The sequence below is a fragment of the Azospirillum agricola genome (assembly GCF_020005195.1).
Lineage (GTDB): Bacteria > Pseudomonadota > Alphaproteobacteria > Azospirillales > Azospirillaceae > Azospirillum > Azospirillum agricola.
Genome location: NZ_JAIFZR010000004.1, coordinates 1,240,594 through 1,254,800 on the forward strand (window position 1 = coordinate 1,240,594; position 14,207 = coordinate 1,254,800).

Here is a 14,207-nt window from a genome sequence, read left to right on the forward strand (position 1 = left end):
TGCCGGTGCCTGGAGAATCCAGGCAATGCCGGTCAAGCAGGGGCAAGGCGAAGCAAAACCGCTTGAGCGTGCCCGTGCTCAGTCCACCCCCGACGCTTCCGCCGTCCGCTGGCGCAACGTGCGCAGCACGGCGTCGGCGGTCCGCCGGCTGTGCTCGGCGAGCAGGGCGCCCGCCGTCGCGGCGTCCCGGCTGCGCAACGCCGCCATGAAGCCGTCATGCTCATCCACCGATTCCTGCCAGCGGTCCGCGTCGTAATTCGCCAATGAGCGCGCGCGCAGGATCTGGGCGGCGAAGCCGCTGTAGGTCGCCTCCAGCGCCGGGTTGCGCGCCATGGCGACGATCCAGGCGTGGATGCGCCGGTTGGTCATCGAATAGGCCGCGCGTTCCCCCGCCTTGTGCTGTGCCATGAGCTGGCCGTGCAGCCGGTCGAGTTCAATGAATTCGGCCTCCGTGCCGTTGCGGCAGGCCAGCGCGGCGGCCAACGCCTCAAGCGCCTCCATCACCTGGAAGATCGCGGCGATGTCCGTCGGGTCCACCGGCGTCACCACCGCTCCGCGGTGCGGCCGCAGCTCCACCAGCCCTTCCGCCGCCAGCACGCGCAGCGCCTCGCGCAGCGGCGTCCGCGAAACGCCGAGCTGCTCGCAGAGCTGCACCTCCGGCACGCGGCTTCCCGGCGGCAATTCTCCCTCCAGGATCATGGCGCGCAGCTCCGCCACGGCGGAATGCTGAAGGGTTGCCCGGCGGATCGGCCCGGTGGCGGCCTTGGCGGTCTTCGGCGTGTCCATGATCGGTTCGGCAACGCTCAATTCTGCTTCATTGTTAGGCATTCGTGTGCGAACGATGCCAAGAGCTTAAAAATAGGGCAAAGATGGCCTGTTGCGCAACGACTAAACAATTTTCATTTATCACTTTGATATATATAAGTTAATCAGGAATAGAGATTTTGTATACAATTTGGCATGAGGCTTGCGACGGGATCGGCAACGCAACCGCATCTGGAGCCCGCGCCCCATGTCGTTCCGATCCCTCACGCTGAACGCCGCCGCCGCCATCCTCGCCTTGTCGGCCGTCGCCGGAGCCGCCGCGACCGCCCAGGCCGCCGACGCGGAAAAGCTGAAGCTGGGCTTCGCCAAGTGCGCCCACTGCCTGCCGATGGCGTTGACCCCCGGCCTCGCCAAGGGCGTCGAGATCGAGGCGATCAACTTCAACTCCGGCAACGACGTGCTGACCGCGCTGGTGTCCAAGAGCATCGACGTGGCCCAGGTCACCTACCTCCACTACATCACCGCGCTGGACAAGGGCTTCGACGTCGTCGCGGTGTCTGGGCAGGTCAATGGCGGGTCGGAGGTGATGACCGCCAAGGGCATCGACCTGAAGGCCGACGACTGGGACGGGCTGAAGGCGCTGATCGCCGCCCGCAAGGAGAAGGGCGAGCCGCTGCGCGTCGCCGCCTCGCGCGGGAACGCGCAGGACATCCACATGCGCGGCGCCTTCCAGAAGCACGGCATCAACGTCAACAAGGACGTCCAGTTCGTCAACATCCCGAACCCGTCCGACCACGCCGCCGCCCTCCAGCGCGGCGAGATCGACCTGATCTGCACGGTCGAGCCCTTCGCCTCGCAGATCCGCAACAGCGGCGCCGGCACCCGCTTCGCGCTGCCCTATGACCAGGCCGCCGGCAACCTCACCAACCTGATCGTCACCCGCTCCGACGTCATCAAGGAGCACCCGAAGGCGGTCGAGGCGACGGTCGGCTCGGTGGTGGCGCTGGTCGAGACGCTGAAGACCGACCGCAAGGTCTGGGTCGACACCATCAACAAATACACCGGCATGGACAGGGCGGTCGCCGCCCAGTCGCTGGAGAACGCGGCGCCCGACTACGCCATCCACAAGGACAGCACGCTCGCCATCGCCGCGATGATGCGGGACCTGAAATACATCACCCGCGACGTCACCGCCGACGCCGAGAAGAACATCGACTACCGCTTCCTCGAAGCGGTGACCAACAAGCCCAAGAGCGAACTCGGCTTCTAAGCGCGTCCGCGCCTTGTTTCGACGGTAGAGCTTCGACGGTAAAGGGAGCCGGTCCATGACGGCCTTGTCGAAATCCTGGGAACGCGCCGTCGTTCCCCTCTTCATCCTCGTGGCCTGGGAGATCGTCTCCCGGTCCGGCCTCTTTCCGGTGGCGCTGCTGCCGCCGCCGTCCGCCGTGCTGCACAGCTGGGGCGACTGGGTGTTCGGCTATGACGAGACCACGCAGGCCAACAGCGGGCGCTGGCTGGCAGACGCACTGTCGAGCGCCACGCGGGTGGCCGCCGGCTACACCATCGCGGCGGCGGGCGGCGTGCTGCTCGGCATCGCCATCGGCTGGTGGCGCTGGGTCGAGCGCACCATCGAGCCGACCATCCAGATGCTGCGGCCGGTGCCGCCGGTCTCCTGGATCCCGCTGGCGATCATCTGGTTCGGCATCGCCAACAAGCCGGCGATCTTCCTGGTCTTCCTCGGCGCCTTCTTCCCGATCCTGATGAACACCATCCATGGCGTGAAGACGGCCGACCGCAACCTGATCCGCGCCGCCTCGATGATGGGCGCCACCGAGCAGCAGCTGCTGCGCCACGTCGTCTTCCCCGCTGCCTTGCCCAGCATCTTCGCCGGCCTGCGCATCGGCATCGGCGCCGCCTGGATGCTGACGGTGACGGCCGAGATGGTCGCGGTGAAGAGTGGGCTCGGGTACGTGCTGTGGGACAGCTACTATTTCCTGCGCTACGACCTCGTGCTCGCCGCCATGGCCAGCATCGGCCTGCTGGGATTCGCCACCGACGGCCTCATCAAGCTGCTGATGTCCGCCGCCCTGCACTGGCAGCGCGCCTCCACCCTGCAAAGCCGGGAGGGCTGACCCGATGGCCGCCATCGAACTGAAGAACATCACCAAGGTTTATCGCGACGCCAAGCGCAAGCGCGACCTGCTGGCCATCGACGACGTCAGCCTGTCGGTCGGCAACAACGAGTTCCTCTGCCTGCTGGGCTCGTCGGGCTGCGGCAAGTCCACCCTGCTGAACATGATCGCCGGCTTCGAGACGCCGACCAAGGGCAGTGTCACGGTCGGCGGCAAGCCGGTCGACGGCCCCGGCGCGGACCGCGGCATGGTGTTCCAGCAGGCCAACCTGATGCCCTGGCTGCCGGTGTGGGAGAACGTCGCCTTCCACCTGCGCCTGAAGGGCTGGCGCAAGGCCGACCGCCGCGCCGCCGCCCAGGAATACATCGACATGGTCGGGCTCCAGGGCTTCGAGAACCATTTCCCGGCGGAGCTGTCGGGCGGCATGAGCCAGCGCGTCGGCATCGCCCGCGCTCTGCTGCTGAACCCGCAGGTCATCCTGATGGACGAGCCCTTCGCGGCGCTCGACGCCCAGACCAAGATGGACATGCAGGAGGAGCTGGTCGCCATCTGGCAGAAGCAGCGCTGCACCATCGTCTTCGTCACCCACAGCGTCGACGAGGCGCTGGTGCTGGGCACCCAGGTCGCCGTGCTGACCAGCCGCCCCGGCCGGGTCCGCGAACTGATCGGCCTCGACCTGCCGCGCCCGCGCGACATCACCAGCCCGCGCTTCAACGACCACAAGCGCCACATCCTCAACCTGATCCGCGAGGAGGGCCTGCAACAGCGGCAGCAGGTCGCCGCCGCATGACCGGGACGCTCGACCTTCTGCTGACCGGCGCCATCGCCCTGACCGGCGAGGCGGCCAACAGCCTGATCGACGACGCCGCCATCGGCATCCGCGACGGGCGCATCGTCCACCTCGCCCCGGCCTCCGAGCCTTGTCCGGAGGCCCGGCGAACCCGGCATCTCCCCGGCCGGCTGGTGACGCCCGGCTTCGTCAACGCCCATCTGCACGCCGTGCTGGTGATGGTGCGCGGCGTTGCCGCTGATCTCGGCTTCGCCCCCTCCTACACGCCGGGCGTGCCGAAGGGCACCGACGCCACGCCGGAGGAGGCCCGCGCGCTGGCCCGGCTGGGCGCGGTCGAGGCTTTGCTGTCCGGCTCGACGCTGGTCTGCGACCATTTCGTCCACGCCGAGGCGACGCTCGACGCCATCGCCGAGCTTGGTCTGCGCGTCCACGCCGGCTGGCGGGTTCATGACGTGGATTTCTCGCGCGTCGCCCAGGGTGAATGGCGCTTCGACGCCGCCATCGGCGAGGATCTGCTGCGCCGGACGCTCGACCTGCACGACCGCTGGCACGGCGCCAAGGACGGCCGCATCCAGGTGCAGATGGCGGCGCACGCGCCCGACACCTGCTCCCCCGGCTTCCTGCGCACCATCGCCGGCGAGGCGGCGGCGCGCGGCATGCGCGTCAACACCCATCTGGCGCAAAGCCGGATCGAGGTCGAGCGGGTGAAGGCCGCGACCGGCCTCAGCCCGGCGGCGCTGCTGGAGGAGACCGGGCTGCTCAACGACCGGCTGCTCGCCACCCACTGCCTCTATGTCGACGAGGCCGACATCGCCCGCCTCGCCCGCGCCGGCGCCCACGCCGTGCATGTGCCCAAATGCAACGCCGCTTCCGGCCGGCTGGCACCGACCCCGGCGCTGAAGGCGGCCGGCGTCAATCTGGCGCTCTGCACCGACACCCAGCACGGCGACATGGTGGAGGCGATGCGCTGGGCGCTGGCCACCGCACGGATCCGGCAGGGCGGCGTCACCGCCGACTGGCAGCCGGCCGACGTCTTCCGCATGGCGACGCTGGGCGGCGCCCGCGCGGTCGGCATGGCCGACGCGATCGGCACGCTCGCCGTCGGCAAGAAGGCCGATCTGGTCGTCTTCGACACCCGCCGCCCGCATCTGCGCCCACTGGTCAACCCGCTCGGCACGCTGGTCCACACCGGCCAGGGCCGTGACGTCGAGATGGTGCTGGTCGACGGCGAAACCCTGGTCGAGGACGGCCGCCCCGTCCGCGCCGACCTGGATGAGATCTGCACCGAAGCCGACAAGGCCGCCCGCGCCCTGTGGGCGCGCGCCTGACCCAATCTTCCGAGAGAGAGAACCAACCAACATGACCAAGCGCGTTCTGCTGGGGATGCTGACCCCCTCCTCCAACACGGTGCTGGAGCCGGTGACCTCGGCGATGCTGAGCGGCCTGCCGGAGGTGACCGCCCATTTCGGCCGCTTCACCGTCAAGGAGATCTCGCTGCGCGCCGCCGCGCTCGACCAGTTCACCGACGCGCCCTTCCTCGACGCCGCCCGCCTGCTGGCCGACGCGCAGCTGAACGTGATCGGCTGGAACGGCACCTCGGCCGGCTGGCTCGGCTTCGACGCCGACGTGAAGCTGTGCAAGGCCATCAAGGCGGAAACCGGCATCGCCGCCTGCACCTCCATGCTGGCGCTGAACGAGATCCTGGAGACGACGGGGCGCAAGCGCCTCGCCATCGTCAGCCCCTATCTGGACGAGATCCAGGAGACGATGGTCGCCAACTACAACGCCGCCGGCTTCGAGGTGGTGGCCGAGCGGCATTTGAACGACCGCGGCAACTTCTCCTTCTCCGAGGTCAGCGAGGAGCGGATTGAGCGCATGTGCGCCGAGGTGGCGGACTCCAAGCCCGACGCCATCGCCATCATCTGCACCAACATGCGCGGCGCCCCGGTGGCCGAGCGGGTGGAGAAGGCGCTGGGCATCCCCGTCTACGACACGGTGTCGACCGTGGTGTGGAAGGCGCTGCGCATGACCGGCGTCGACACCCGCCGGGTCCAGGGCTGGGGCAGCCTGTTCCAGGAACTCCACGGCTGACGGCAAACAGGGGAGGGAACCCATGGATTTCGATCTGGTCATCCGCAATGGCACGGTCGCCACCGCGTCGGACGTGTTCAAGGCCGACGTCGGCGTCCGCGACGGCAAAATCGCGGCGCTCGGCGACGGGCTCGCCGCCGGCCGCGAGGAGATCGACGCCGGCGGGCTGCTGATCCTGCCCGGCGGGGTGGACGGCCATGTCCATTTCGACCAGCCGACCGGCGACGCCTCGGTGATGGCCGACGATTTCCTGAGCGGCACCCGCTCCGCCGCCTTCGGCGGCACCACCACGGTGCTGCCCTTCGCCTGCCAGCAGAAGGGCCAGTCGCTGCGCGCGGCGGTCGACGACTACCACCGCCGCGCGGCCGGCAAGCCGGTGATCGACTACGCCTTCCATTTGATCGTCACCGACCCGACCGAGCAGGTCCTGGGGGAGGAGCTGCCGGCGCTGATCCGCGAGGGCTACACCTCCTTCAAGATCTACATGACCTACGACGCGTTGAAGCTGAACGACCGCCAGATCCTGGAGGTTCTCGACATCGCCCGCAGCGAGGGCGCCATGGTGATGATGCACGCGGAGAACGCCGACTGCATCGCCTGGCTGACCGAGAAGCTGGAGCGCGCCGGCCAGACCGCGCCCTTCTATCACGGCGTGTCGCGCCCGCGCGTGGCCGAGCGCGAGGCCACCCACCGCGCCATCTCGCTGGCCGAGCTGGTCGACGTGCCGATCCTGATCGTCCACGTCTCCGGCGCCGACGCGGTGGAGCAGATCCGCTGGGCGCAGGGGCGTGGCCTGCGCATCTACGCCGAGACCTGCCCGCAATATCTGTTCCTGACCGCCGACGATCTGGGCGGGCCCGATGGGGACAAAGGCGGCTTCGAGGGGGCAAAGTGCATCTGCTCGCCGCCGCCGCGCGACGCGGCCAACCAGCGCGTCATCTGGGACGGGCTGGTCGGCGGCACCTTCCAGGTCTTTTCCTCCGACCACGCGCCCTTCCGCTTCGACGGCCCGCAGGGCAAGAAGGTGCATGGCGACGATGCCCCCTTCGCCTGCGTGCCCAACGGCATCCCCGGCGTCGAAACCCGCCTGCCGCTCCTCTTCTCCGAGGGCGTGATGAAAGGCCGGATGGAGCTGACCAGGTTCGTCGAGCTGACCGCCACCAACCCGGCGCGCATGTATGGGCTGCACCCGCGCAAGGGCACCATCGCCGTTGGGGCCGACGCCGACATCGCGCTGTGGGATCCCGCGCGAACGGTGACGATCACCAACGGGATGCTCCACCACAACGTGGACTACACCCCCTACGAGGGCATCGAGGTGACCGGCTGGCCGGTGGCGACGCTGTCGCGTGGGGAGGTGGTGTGCCGGGACGGCGCGCTGCTGGCGTCTCCGGGGCGCGGCGACTTCTTGCGTTGCGGTCTGCCGGCTCCGGCCCGGCCCAAGGGCGCGCCGGCCCCGGTGCTGTCCTTCTGACCGTCGCACGGGACGCAGAGATTTCGACAGAGCCCTTCTCCCCTTGCGGGAGAAGGGTTGGGATGAGGGGTATCCGCCGGAGGCGGAAAGGATTTGCGCCCTCACCCCAACCCCTCTCCCGCAAGGGGAGAGGGGCTCTCAACGTTCATGATCGTCGTAAGAAATTCGCCGCTTCAGACCTCTACCATCACCCCGCCCGCACCGCCCTCGGCGAGGCGCAGGCCGCCGCCACGACCTCGCCGGTGCGGCCGACATGCTGGACGAACAGCCGTTGCGCCGTGTCGCCGTCGCGCGACTCCAGCGCGGTCAGGATCTCGCGGTGCTCCAGCACCGACTCCCTCCAGCGCCCCTGCGCGCCCAGCGCGAAGTAGCGCGCCCGCGCCAGCCGGCCGAGCAGCCGGTCGTGCGCCTCGGCCAGCGCTGGATTCTTGGCGCTGGAGACGATCAGCCGGTGGATCTTCTGGTTGATGTCGAAATACTCCTCCAGCGCGCCGGCCCCCTGCAACGCCTCGATCCTGCCCTGGAAGCCGCGCAGGCGGCGCAGGTCGGCGGCGGTCATCCGCTCGGCGGCGAGGCGGGCGGCGAAGCTCTCGATGCAGCCCTCCGCCTCGAACAGATGCGTCAACTCGGCCGCGTCGAGGGGAGCGACGATGGCGTTTCGGTTGGGGCGCAGCATCACCAGCCCCTCCGCCGCCAGCAGCTTCAGCGCCTCGCGCAGCGGCGTGCGGGAAATGCCGAGCCGTTCGCTCAGTTCCGGCTCGATCAGCCGGGCCGAGGGCGCCAGATCGCCGTAGATGATCATGCCGCGCAGCCGGTCCACCGCCATCTCCGCCAGCGACGGCGGCGGCGTACGGCGGCGGCGGGGGATGGGACCGGCGTCCAGGGCTTCGTCGTCCACACTCATAAACCCGCTCCCGGCCAGAATTCGGCGAAGGCCCGTTCCGCGACGGCGGCGAAGCGCAGGACCCGGCGGTCGAACCCGCGCGGGCCGACGATCTGCAACCCCACCGGCAGCCGATCGCGGCCCCGGCCGCAGGGCAGGCTGAGGGCGGGGGCCTTGGCGTGGTTGACGAGCGGGGTGAAGACCGCGTGCGCCCGCGGCGGCACCGGCTGTCCGCCGATGACCGCCGGCCCCAGCCGGTCAAGCGGCCACGCCACGCAAGGGGTGGTCGGGCCAATGAGCAGATCGGCGTCGGCGAGGAAGGCGGCCAGCGCGCGGGCGACCTCGGCGCTCAGGATCTGGGTGGCGGCGACCTCCGCCCCCGACAGCGACAGGCCGCGCTCGATCTGGGCGGCGATGTCGGGGTCGAACAGGGCCGGGTCGCGGCGGAAGGCGTCGCCGTACAGCGCCGCCAGCCCGGCGTGCTGCAACGGCATCAGCGCGGTCTCGGTGACGCCGGCCGGCCAGACGGGATCGCGGCGGAGGATGCGGATTCCGGCGCGCTCCAGCCCCTCGACGCTCCGTTCGACCGCCTCGCGCACATCCTCATCCACCGACGCGTCGAGCCCGAGGCGCGGGCTGTAGGCGACGGTCAGCGTGTCGATCGGGCGATCCTCGTCCGGGGCGACGGCCACGGAGTCCGGGTCGCGCGGGTCGGGTCCGGCCAGCGCCTCGAACATCAGGGCGGTGTCGGCGACGTCGGCGGCGATCGGCGCCATCACCGCCAGCCCGACGAAGGGTTCGGCGAAGCCGGGGCCGTAGGGGATGGCGCCGAAGGAGGGCTTGAAGCCGACCGCGCCGACATGGGCGGGCGGGCGGCGGCTCGACCCGCCGGCGTCGGTGCCGAGCGCCAGCGGCACCAGCCCGCCGGCCACCGCCGCCGCCGGTCCGCCGCTGGAGCCGCCGGGCGTCAGGCTCGGGTCCATCGGGTGGCGGGTCGGGCCGAACAGCGGGTTGGTGGTGACGCCCTTGCAGGCGAACTCCGAGCTGTTCGCCATGCCGACGATGACGGCGCCGGCCGCGCGCAGCCGCTCGACCGCGATGGCGTCGGCCGGGGCGTGGAAATCGGCGAACAGGCGGGAGCCCTGGGTCACCCGCCGCCTGGACACCCAGATGGTGTCCTTGACGGCCACCGGAACGCCGGCCAGCGGCAACATCTCCCCCGCGCCAATCCGTCGGTCGACCGCCTCGGCCTGCGCCAGCGCGTCCTGATGATGGACGGCGACGAAGGCGTTCAGCGCCGGGTTGCCGGCGTCGATGCGGGCGAGAGTCGCCTCGGTCGCGCCGCTGGCGCTGGCGGCGCCGCTTCGCACGGCGGCGGCGAGGACGGTGGCACGGGGGAAGGAGGACATCAGCGGGTTTCTCCGAGAAGGCTGAGGCCGGCGAGCGCCGCCAGCGCGGCGATCAGCAGATAGCCGGTCGCGAGGCCGCCGAAGGCCGAGGCGGCGATCAGCAGCATCGGTCCACCGATCAGCCCGGCGTAGCTGCCGACCAGCACGGCGCCGGTCGCCTCGCCGATGCGGTCGCGCGGCGACAGCCGGGCGATTTCGGCGAGGAAGACGCCGTTCCAGCCGCTGGCGGTCAGGCCGAGCAGGAAGGTGGCGACCAGCAGAAGGGGGAAGGGCAGGCTGGCGCCGGCCAGCCCGATGAAGGCGGCGGCGGCGGCCATGCCGAGCCCGAGCAGACCGACCAGCCGGCGCGGCGCCACCCAGCGCGTGGCGACGACCCCCCAGCCGAGCCGTCCGGCCAAGCCACCGGCTTGGCCGACCGCCAGCGCCAGCCCGGCGGCGACATGGCCGATGCCAAGTTCGGCCACCGCGAAGACGACGAAGAAGCCGTTCAGCGCGATCTGCGTCGCCGCGTAGGGGGCCGACGCCAGCGCCATCCGACGCAGCGCCCTGTCGTCGCGCACCAGCCGCCACGCGGCGTTCAACCCGAAGGCCGTGCCGGCCGAGCGGGTCAGCGGGTCGTAGACCGGCCGCAGCCGCTCGAACAGCAGGATTCCGCCGAGCGCCACCAGCGCGATGACGGCGTAGCCGGCGCGCGGATCGAAGGCCATGGCGATCGCCGGCAGCGTCACCGATCCGGCCATGGCGCCGAGCTGGTTGCCGGTCTGGCGCAGCGAGAAGACGAAGGGCCGGTCGGCTTCGCGCGCCAGCCGCCCGAGGATGGCGGAACTGGCCGGCGTCTCCGGCCCGCAGGCCAGCCCGATGGCGACCCCGGCGGCGAGCAGCGCGGCGGCGTTGCCGCCCAGCATGGCGAGCAGCATCGCCGCCGCCACCGCCAGCGCGCAGAGCGAGGCGACGCGGAAGGCGCCCAGCCGCCCGGCCATCACGCCGCCGCCGAGCGACGCGGCCATGCCGACCAGGAAGCCGGCGGTGGTGAACAGCCCGAGCCCGGCCGGGTCGATGCCCATGCGCGGCGCCAGCACGCCGGGCGCGAACAGCCCGAGCGCCACCACCGCCTGGAGCGCCGTCATCGCCACCAGCGCCGGGCGCAACGCCGGCAGGGCTGGCGGGGTGGGCAGCGTCTCGGCTACCATCGCGTCCACTCGGGAACGGAGGAACGGGCATGGCGGGCGGCATCTCGATACACGGCGTCGACGTGGCGCGCGGCGTCGCGGCGGAGGGGCTGTATGTGGAGCTTCACGCGCTGGCCCCCGAGCGGCGCCGGCTGGCGGCGGGGCGGCTCGGCGCCAACGGCCAGCTCGACCACCCGACGGTGCGCGGCGAGGGCATCGCCCCCGGCCCGCACGAGGCGCTGTTCCACATCGGCGACTGGCTGCGCGCCGCCGGGTATCCGGAGGAGCAGAGGGGATTTCTCGACATCCTTCCCTTCCGCTTCGTGGTGACCGACCCCGACCGTCATCTGCATCTGCCCTTGAAGTTCACGCCCTATGGCGTGTCGCTGTTTCTGGGTGTGTGAGGCGGTCGCGGTCAACCATCTGCGGTTGGCCTGCTCCAATGAGCCGTCGGGTGTGGCGCGGCGGGGTCAGGCCAACGGGATAGGCCAAGGAGGATCAGGTCAGGCGCTTGGACAGGCCGGCGACCCGCTCCATCACCAGCATCAGGGCGATGGTGACGACGATCAGCACGCCCGACAGGGCGGCGACGGTGACGTCCAGCTTGCCCTCCAGATCCTGCCACATGCGGATCGGCAGCATGTCGGTGGCGGCGTCGCGCAGGAACAGCGACACCGGCACGTTGTCGAAGGACGCCATGAAGGCGATGAAGCCGCCGGCCAGGATGCCCGGCCGGATCAGCGGCAGTGTGATGCGGCGGAAGCTGTGCCAGCGCGAGGCGCCCAGGCTGGCCGAGGCCTCCAGCAGCGCCGGGTTCATCTGGGCGAGCGACGCCACCGTGTTGCGCACCACGAAGGGCACCGACACCACGGTGTGGCCGATGATCAGCGTCAGCGGCGACACCGGCACGCCGACCAGCGAGAAGAACATCAGCGACGACAGCCCGAAGGCCAGCGCCGGCAGCACCAGCGGCGACAGGAACAGGCTGTCGAGCACGCGGGCGGTCAGCGACGCCGAGCGCGCGATGCCCAGCGAGGCCGCCACCCCCAGCAGGATCGACAGGGCGGTCGCCCAGAAGGCCACCTTCAGGCTGTTCATCATGGCGAACTGGAGCTGCCAGGCGTTCCACAGCTCGACGTACCAGCGCAGCGAATATCCCGGCGGCGGAAACTTCAGCGAATAGCCGCTGGTGAAGGACACCCAGATGACCACGATGGTCGGGGCGGCGAGCAGCGCCAGCGCCAGCAGCGCGACGCCGGTCATGACGATGCGGAAGCTGAGCGCGTCGAGGTCGATGCGGCGGTTGTTCATGGCTTTCCGCCCTCCTCAGGCGTTGGTGTAGCCGCGCGACAGGCGGCCCAGCGCGTTGAAGATCGACACCACCACCAGCACCGCGACCAGGAAGACGATGGAGATCGCGGCGGCGAAGGGCCAGTTCTGCAAGGTGGACGCCTGCTGGTAGATGTACATCGGCATGAACAGCATCTGCCCGCCGCCGATCAGGCTCTGGGTGATGAAGGCGGTGATGGCGGCGGCGTAGGTCAGCAGGCAGCCGGCGACGATGCCCGGCAGCGACAATGGCAGGATCACCTTGCGGAAGGTCCGCCAGTGCCCGGAGCCCAGCACCGACGAGGCGTCGGCGAGGTTGGGATCGATGCGGCTCAGCGCCGTGATCAGCGGCAGCACCATCAGCGGCATCTGCACCTGCGCCAGCGCGATGACCACGCCGCTCTCGGTGTAGAGCAGCTTCAGCGGCGTGTCGATCAGCCCCAGACCGGCCAGCGAGGCGTTGACGATGCCCTGCCGGCCGAGGATGACGACCCAGGCGAAGGTGCGCACCACCACGCTGGTCAGCAGCGGCAGCAGCACCAGCAGCATGATGGTCCCCTTGGCCCAGGAGGGCGCGCGCTGGTGCAGCCACGCCACTGGATAGCCCAGCAGCAGCGTCAGCAGCGTGACCTTCACCCCCAGCCACAGGGTCGAGCCCAGCACGCCCAGGCTGAAGCGGTCGCCGAGGAAATTGACGTATTGGGTCAGGCCGTAACGGCTGCCCTGCGGGTCGGCCTGGAAGCTGAGCGCCAGCAGGATGACCAGCGGCGTGATGAAGAAGACGACGAACCCCAGCGCCAGCGGGGCCGCGAGCTTCAGGTCGTAGGTGGTGACGTTGCGCAACGCCGCGGCCATGGGGGAACTCCTCTTTAAAGCCCTCTCCCGCCTCGGGAGAGGGCATGGAGCCGACGGCCGCAGGCCGGACGAGCGCCAAAGGCGATCGTAGGCGGAATGCGGTCGCGAGACTTGCGAGCGACCTTGGACCCGCCGAAGGCGGGGAGGGGGAGGGGCTATCGGGCGTGGTGCGAAATCCATGCCCCGATCACCCCTCACCCTTCCCATGCTCCGCATGGGCCCCTTCCCTCTCCCGGGGCGGGAGAGGGAGGTTTCAGCCTCACACGCGGATTTCGCGGTTGAAGCGTTCGATCCAGGCGGCGCGCTGCTCGTTGATCTTGGCCCAGTCCTGGAACACGAACTTCTTCTCCAGCTCGGCGTGGTCCTTGGCCAGCGCCTTGGCGATCTCGCCCTTCATGGCGACCTTGGTGTTGGTCGGCACGATCAGGTACGGCTCCTCCATCAGCGTTGCCTGCACCTCCGGCGACAGCGCGGCCTCGATCAGCTTGAAGGCCAGCTCGCGGTTGGGGGAGTTCTTGACGATGTGGATGGTCGTCTTGAAGGCGATGGCGCCCTCCTTCGGCGCCACCCACTCCACCGGCACGCCGCGCGCCTTGAGGATCTGGATGGCGTTGAAGTTGCCCGGCGAGATGTCGATCTGGCCCTGCTGGAACAGGGTGGCGAGCTGGCCGGGGTTGGCGGCGACGGCGGCGAGGCTGGGGCGCAGCGCCTCGATCGCCTTGAAGGCCGGGTCGATGTTGCTCTCCGACCCGCCATGCATCTTGGCCAGCTCCACCATAAAGCCGGTGCCGAGCGTCGAGTTCAGGTTGGTGATGCCGACGCGGCCCTTGAACTCCGGCTTCCACAGGTCGGCCCAGCTGGTTGGCGGGGTCTTCACCGTCTCCGGGTTGTAGGTCAGCCCGACCACCTGGAAGAAGGGCGCCGGCCCGCTCGGCTCCTGCGCGGCCGGGATCAGGTCCTTGTAATAGGCGCTCTTTTCGACCGGGTAGGGCTCGACCAGCCCCTGCGCCACCGCCTGGAGCGCCGGCCCCGGATCGTGCAGCATGACGTCGATCGGCGGGTTGTTCTTCGCCGCGTTGACCTTGGCGATCTGATCGACCGACAGCATCGGGTCGAGCACCATGTCGGCATTGCCGGCCGCCTTGCGGAAAGCGGGGACGAGCACGGCCTTGTGCGCCTCCTCCCAGCTTCCGGTGAAGGTCGCGAAGACCAGTGGGCGCGCCTGCGCCCAGGTCAGGCCGGGGAAGGCGTGCATGGCGCCCAGCGTCAGCGCCGTCTGCATCAGGTTGCGGCGGGTCAGCAGCATCGGT

Annotated in this window: 14 protein-coding genes; 7 read left to right on the top strand and 7 right to left on the bottom strand. The window is 70.1% G+C overall.

The annotated features are described in order from the left end of the window. Nucleotides 1–78: 78 nt before the first annotated feature. Nucleotides 79–786: a GntR family transcriptional regulator gene (locus JN22_RS14105; protein ID WP_085554696.1), complete on the bottom strand. Its 708-nt coding sequence runs from the start codon at nucleotides 784–786 to the stop codon at nucleotides 79–81. A gap of 226 nt (nucleotides 787–1,012) precedes the next feature. On the opposite strand from JN22_RS14105, the gene JN22_RS14110 reads away from it, so the two are divergent. The 6 genes from JN22_RS14110 to hydA are packed head-to-tail and all read left to right on the top strand — an operon-like array spanning nucleotide 1,013 to nucleotide 7,252. Next, nucleotides 1,013–2,035 carry an ABC transporter substrate-binding protein gene (locus JN22_RS14110; RefSeq protein WP_085554497.1) on the top strand — a complete coding sequence of 341 codons (1,023 nt, stop codon included), beginning with the start codon at nucleotides 1,013–1,015 and terminating at the stop codon, nucleotides 2,033–2,035. 55 nt (nucleotides 2,036–2,090) lie between these two features. Continuing rightward, on the top strand, nucleotides 2,091–2,897 hold the full coding sequence (locus JN22_RS14115) for an ABC transporter permease (protein WP_085554498.1): 807 nt from the start codon (nucleotides 2,091–2,093) through the stop codon (nucleotides 2,895–2,897). A gap of 4 nt (nucleotides 2,898–2,901) precedes the next feature. After that, nucleotides 2,902–3,687, top strand: coding sequence for an ABC transporter ATP-binding protein (locus JN22_RS14120; protein WP_085554499.1), 786 nt, complete (start codon nucleotides 2,902–2,904; stop codon nucleotides 3,685–3,687). After that, complete coding sequence (locus JN22_RS14125; RefSeq protein WP_085554500.1) at nucleotides 3,684–5,015, top strand: amidohydrolase family protein; 1,332 nt, start codon at nucleotides 3,684–3,686, stop codon at nucleotides 5,013–5,015. The genes JN22_RS14120 and JN22_RS14125 overlap by 4 nt, the downstream gene beginning before the upstream one ends. A gap of 31 nt (nucleotides 5,016–5,046) precedes the next feature. Beyond that, nucleotides 5,047–5,778 (top strand): maleate cis-trans isomerase family protein, encoded by a 732-nt coding sequence (locus tag JN22_RS14130; protein WP_085554501.1) that lies wholly within the window; start codon nucleotides 5,047–5,049, stop codon nucleotides 5,776–5,778. 22 nt (nucleotides 5,779–5,800) lie between these two features. Next, entirely contained in the window at nucleotides 5,801–7,252 is a 1,452-nt protein-coding gene (gene hydA, locus JN22_RS14135; RefSeq protein WP_085554502.1) for a dihydropyrimidinase, read from the top strand. 187 nt (nucleotides 7,253–7,439) lie between these two features. Here the strand turns inward: hydA and JN22_RS14140 are convergent, their stop codons facing one another. The 3 genes from JN22_RS14140 to JN22_RS14150 are packed head-to-tail and all read right to left on the bottom strand — an operon-like array spanning nucleotide 7,440 to nucleotide 10,734. After that, the gene (locus JN22_RS14140; RefSeq protein ID WP_223677711.1) at nucleotides 7,440–8,156 is read right to left on the bottom strand and encodes a GntR family transcriptional regulator; all 717 of its coding nucleotides are present in this window, start codon (nucleotides 8,154–8,156) and stop codon (nucleotides 7,440–7,442) included. After that, a complete protein-coding gene (locus JN22_RS14145; RefSeq protein ID WP_085554503.1) occupies nucleotides 8,153–9,544 on the bottom strand; it encodes an amidase in 1,392 nt (463 codons plus the stop codon). Before JN22_RS14145 ends, JN22_RS14140 begins: the two co-directional genes overlap by 4 nt. Further along, the gene (locus JN22_RS14150) at nucleotides 9,544–10,734 is read right to left on the bottom strand and encodes an MFS transporter (RefSeq protein ID WP_085554504.1); all 1,191 of its coding nucleotides are present in this window, start codon (nucleotides 10,732–10,734) and stop codon (nucleotides 9,544–9,546) included. The genes JN22_RS14145 and JN22_RS14150 overlap by 1 nt, the downstream gene beginning before the upstream one ends. Before the next feature lie 29 nt (nucleotides 10,735–10,763). On the opposite strand from JN22_RS14150, the gene JN22_RS14155 reads away from it, so the two are divergent. Then, nucleotides 10,764–11,117 (top strand): hydroxyisourate hydrolase, encoded by a 354-nt coding sequence (locus tag JN22_RS14155; RefSeq protein WP_085554505.1) that lies wholly within the window; start codon nucleotides 10,764–10,766, stop codon nucleotides 11,115–11,117. A 94-nt stretch (nucleotides 11,118–11,211) separates the two neighbouring features. Here the strand turns inward: JN22_RS14155 and JN22_RS14160 are convergent, their stop codons facing one another. The 3 genes from JN22_RS14160 to JN22_RS14170 form a co-directional block, all read right to left on the bottom strand. Then, nucleotides 11,212–12,024: an ABC transporter permease gene (locus tag JN22_RS14160; protein WP_085554506.1), complete on the bottom strand. Its 813-nt coding sequence runs from the start codon at nucleotides 12,022–12,024 to the stop codon at nucleotides 11,212–11,214. Nucleotides 12,025–12,039: 15 nt separating this feature from the next. Then, nucleotides 12,040–12,897 carry an ABC transporter permease gene (locus JN22_RS14165; protein ID WP_085554507.1) on the bottom strand — a complete coding sequence of 286 codons (858 nt, stop codon included), beginning with the start codon at nucleotides 12,895–12,897 and terminating at the stop codon, nucleotides 12,040–12,042. A 259-nt stretch (nucleotides 12,898–13,156) separates the two neighbouring features. Then, nucleotides 13,157–14,203 (bottom strand): ABC transporter substrate-binding protein, encoded by a 1,047-nt coding sequence (locus JN22_RS14170; protein WP_085554509.1) that lies wholly within the window; start codon nucleotides 14,201–14,203, stop codon nucleotides 13,157–13,159. Nucleotides 14,204–14,207: the final 4 nt, after the last annotated feature.

Excerpts from the sequence above, each read along its gene's own strand:
- JN22_RS14105 (WP_085554696.1), bottom strand. The coding sequence starts at position 786 with ATGGACACGCCGAAGACCGCCAAGGCCGCCACCGGGCCGATCCGCCGG.
- JN22_RS14110 (WP_085554497.1), top strand. The coding sequence starts at position 1,013 with ATGTCGTTCCGATCCCTCACGCTGAACGCCGCCGCCGCCATCCTCGCC.
- JN22_RS14115 (WP_085554498.1), top strand. The coding sequence starts at position 2,091 with ATGACGGCCTTGTCGAAATCCTGGGAACGCGCCGTCGTTCCCCTCTTC.
- JN22_RS14120 (WP_085554499.1), top strand. The coding sequence starts at position 2,902 with ATGGCCGCCATCGAACTGAAGAACATCACCAAGGTTTATCGCGACGCC.
- JN22_RS14125 (WP_085554500.1), top strand. The coding sequence starts at position 3,684 with ATGACCGGGACGCTCGACCTTCTGCTGACCGGCGCCATCGCCCTGACC.
- JN22_RS14130 (WP_085554501.1), top strand. The coding sequence starts at position 5,047 with ATGACCAAGCGCGTTCTGCTGGGGATGCTGACCCCCTCCTCCAACACG.
- hydA (WP_085554502.1), top strand. The coding sequence starts at position 5,801 with ATGGATTTCGATCTGGTCATCCGCAATGGCACGGTCGCCACCGCGTCG.
- JN22_RS14140 (WP_223677711.1), bottom strand. The coding sequence starts at position 8,156 with ATGAGTGTGGACGACGAAGCCCTGGACGCCGGTCCCATCCCCCGCCGC.
- JN22_RS14145 (WP_085554503.1), bottom strand. The coding sequence starts at position 9,544 with ATGTCCTCCTTCCCCCGTGCCACCGTCCTCGCCGCCGCCGTGCGAAGC.
- JN22_RS14150 (WP_085554504.1), bottom strand. The coding sequence starts at position 10,734 with ATGGTAGCCGAGACGCTGCCCACCCCGCCAGCCCTGCCGGCGTTGCGC.
- JN22_RS14155 (WP_085554505.1), top strand. The coding sequence starts at position 10,764 with ATGGCGGGCGGCATCTCGATACACGGCGTCGACGTGGCGCGCGGCGTC.
- JN22_RS14160 (WP_085554506.1), bottom strand. The coding sequence starts at position 12,024 with ATGAACAACCGCCGCATCGACCTCGACGCGCTCAGCTTCCGCATCGTC.
- JN22_RS14165 (WP_085554507.1), bottom strand. The coding sequence starts at position 12,897 with ATGGCCGCGGCGTTGCGCAACGTCACCACCTACGACCTGAAGCTCGCG.
- JN22_RS14170 (WP_085554509.1), bottom strand. The coding sequence starts at position 14,203 with ATGCTGCTGACCCGCCGCAACCTGATGCAGACGGCGCTGACGCTGGGC.